This window comes from Sporichthyaceae bacterium (genome assembly GCA_036269075.1).
Taxonomy (GTDB): Bacteria; Actinomycetota; Actinomycetes; order Sporichthyales; family Sporichthyaceae; genus DASQPJ01.
The window spans coordinates 1-2,985 of sequence record DATASX010000068.1 but is presented as its reverse complement, the minus strand read 5'-3'; the positions used below and the strand labels follow the sequence as shown (position 1 = coordinate 2,985).

At 69.5% G+C, this 2,985-nt stretch carries 4 protein-coding genes; 2 read left to right on the top strand and 2 right to left on the bottom strand.

What is annotated here, in order from left to right:
• A partial coding sequence (locus VHU88_11770; GenBank protein HEX3612353.1) for an alpha/beta hydrolase occupies nucleotides 1–742 on the bottom strand: 742 nt, incomplete at its 3' end.
• Between the two features lie 29 nt (nucleotides 743–771).
• Nucleotides 772–1,230, bottom strand: coding sequence for a cupin domain-containing protein (locus VHU88_11765; protein ID HEX3612352.1), 459 nt, complete (start codon nucleotides 1,228–1,230; stop codon nucleotides 772–774).
• A gap of 163 nt (nucleotides 1,231–1,393) precedes the next feature.
• On the opposite strand from VHU88_11765, the gene VHU88_11760 reads away from it, so the two are divergent.
• The gene (locus tag VHU88_11760; protein ID HEX3612351.1) at nucleotides 1,394–1,972 is read left to right on the top strand and encodes a TetR family transcriptional regulator; all 579 of its coding nucleotides are present in this window, start codon (nucleotides 1,394–1,396) and stop codon (nucleotides 1,970–1,972) included.
• A gap of 523 nt (nucleotides 1,973–2,495) precedes the next feature.
• On the top strand, nucleotides 2,496–2,985 hold a 490-nt coding region (locus VHU88_11755), incomplete at its 3' end, for an aldo/keto reductase (GenBank protein HEX3612350.1).

The following is a 2,985-nucleotide window of genomic DNA, read 5'->3' as shown; positions in this document are numbered from 1 at the left end:
CGGGGGTCTCCAGTTGCGGGGAGTGGCCCGTGTCGGGCAGCAGCCGGAACCTGGCCGCGGGGATCGCGGCGGCGTAGGCGCGCCCGTAGCTGGCGTCGACGATCCCGTCGCTGTCGCCCCACAGCACGAGGGCGGGGATCTCAACCGACCCGAGGCGCCCGGCGAGGGTCGGATCGTTCATCCCGGCGCCGGCGTACACGCCGATGGCGGTCCGGTTGCCCGCGGCGATCGCCTGCGCGGCCGGGGGCAGCGTGGCGGGGTCTACGCGGAACGGCTCGGGATTGTGGAAGCTGAGCCGGAAGACCTGGTCCATGGTCAGGGAGAAGAAGTCGGCCACCGGGTGGCCCGGCACCTCGATCCCGACCGCGTCGATCAGCACGATGCCGCTCACCCGCGGCGACTTCACCAGGGCGATCTCCGCGGTGATCCAGCCGCCGATGGAGTTCCCGATCACGGTGACGTCCCGCAGGCCGAGCTGGTCGAGCAGCGCGACGTAGAGCGCGGCGAGGCCGCCGACGGAGTTCAGCGCCTCGGGGCGGGCGGTGCCGCCGAAGCCGGGGTGAGTCGGCACGAGCACGCGCACGTCGTGGGCGGCCGCGAACCGCTCGGCGAACCCGGTCACCGACTGCGGTCCGGCCCCGCCGTGCAGGAGCAAGAACGGCTGCCCGGACCCGTAGTCCGCGACGGTCAGCTCGACCGGACCAACGCCAGCCAGGTCCACGGTGTATGTGGCGGTGTTCATGGGTCTCTCCTTGGTTGAGTTCGCGGGGGCTACGCGAAGTCGGTGGCCGGCTCGGTGGCGTAGCGGCTCATCGCCTCGACCGTGGTCTCGGCGGTCAGCGGCCGGCCGTCCGCGATCATGCCGCGCAGGTCACGGAAGTACTGCACGTAAAGGTCCGGGGTGAACGTGTTGAGCAGCACCGTGGTGGCATCGGTCGGATTGGCGAAGGTGTGCGGCGCGCCTGGCGGGACCATGACCAGCGTCCCCGCGGGCGCGTCGTAGGTGGTCTCGCCGACGGTGAAGGTCGCTGCGCCGGACACGACGTAAAAGCCCTCGTCGTGCCGAGCGTGCCGATGTTGCGGCGGGCCTTCGGTGTGCGGCGCGAGGGTGATCTCGCCGACCCCGAGGCGGTGCCCGGTGGTCGAGCCGTCCTCCAGGATCCGCATCCGGACCGGGCCGAGCTGGATCGACTCTCCTGCGTCCGGGCCGGTCACAGAAACCTGCGTCATGAGTAGCTCCCATCGAGATAGTCAACTCTCTTCATGAGAGCTAACTCTCATGAGAGTAGGCGCACGGCCCGCTTCGCGCAAGTTGACTTTTGCCTGGGGCGGCGGCGCCGGTGAGAGTTCGGCACTTTGTCAACTAACCGTTTAGGAAATATGCTTGGGACCCATGGTCACCTACGATGCCCAGGCCACACGCCGTCGCCTGCTGGACGCGGCCTACGCCGAGTTCGCTCAGTACGGGGTCGCCGGAGCGCGCGTCGAGCGGATCGGGGAAGCGGCCGAGTCCAACAAGGCGCAGATCTACCACTACTTCGGCGGCAAGGCCCAGCTGTTCGAGGCCGTGTGCGAGCAGGCCATCCAGCAGATGGAAGCCGAGGTGCCCTTCGACCCCTGCGACCTTCCCGGCTACGCCGCCCGGCTGGTGCGCCTGCACGAGCGCCGGCCCGAGATCCTGCGCCTGTGCACCTGGCAGCGGATGGAGCGCGGCGACGGCGCCCCCAACCCGGCCGGCGTCGCCTACGCTCGCGCCCAGATCGACGCGATCGCCCGGGCACAGAAGAACGCCGACCTGCCCGCGCACTTCCACCCTGGCTTCTTGCTCGGCCTCGTACTGCACCTGGCCACCGGCTGGGTCTCGGTCAGCCCAGAATTCGAGGCCGCCATCGACGTGCCCGACCCAGAAGAGCGCGCCCGGCACGTCGAGGACGCCATCCGCACCCTGCTCAGCCGGCCCGCCCCGGCCTGAGCACGCGGCCGGGCCGCCTGTCGCGCCCGTTTCGTCCAGGTTGTCCGCCCACCATCGCGGTCCGGGCCATTTTCGTGTGAATTCGGCAGCCCATTTGCTGCGGGATTAACACGAAAAGCGAAATCCTTGCCGATGATACTGCGCACTGTGCGCGGGCCCCGTTCCCAGGCACCGCACGGCCCTCACGGTAATCACGCGCCACTTGAGCGTAGGTGTCGGGGTCCTCAGTTCGTCGAGCGCGGCAGCCGGGTGCGCGCCGAACGCGATCAGTCTGCCGGGTGCGTCAGGCCGACTGTGGAAGCGGCGGGGGGATGCGGGAACCACGCCTACGTTCGGGATGATCTCTTTTATTTTTCCGAACGGAAGCGGCTGACTCCGGCGGCCGCGCGCTTGGCCAGTGATCCGCGGTACGGAACGGCGGCATTCGTTATGCGGCATTGTCAACCGCCGGCCCCGCGTGCCTGAATTTGAGTGAACAGCACGGGTCGACGAGACGGTGACCAACCGACGGAGTGCGAGACTCATGATCACAGATGCGACACCGGTGCGGGTCGGCGACACCGACCTCTTCGCACCCCGGGTCGGCCTGGGAACCGCCGTCCTCGGCAACTTCCTGCAGGCGATCAGCGACGCCGACGCGGTCGCGGTGATTAGTCGCGCGCTGGCGGGCGGCGTGCGCTACATCGACACCGCGCCCCTGTACGGGCACGGGCTGGCGGAGCAGCGCGTCGGCCTGGCCATCGCGGGTGCGCCGACCGCCGGACTCGTCGTCTCGACCAAGGTCGGGCGACTGCTGCGGGCGGGAGCCCCGCGCGACGACACCCAGTACCACGACGGCGTCTCCTTCTATAGTGAGGTGCCGCCCGCTGGACCGATGTGGGACTTCAGCTATGACGGCGTCCGCCGGTCGGCTGAGGAGAGCCTTGAGCGGGTCGGCGTCGGCCGGTTCGACGTCCTGCACCTGCACGACCCGGACGATCACCTGGAGCAGGCCGCGACAACCGGCTACCGCG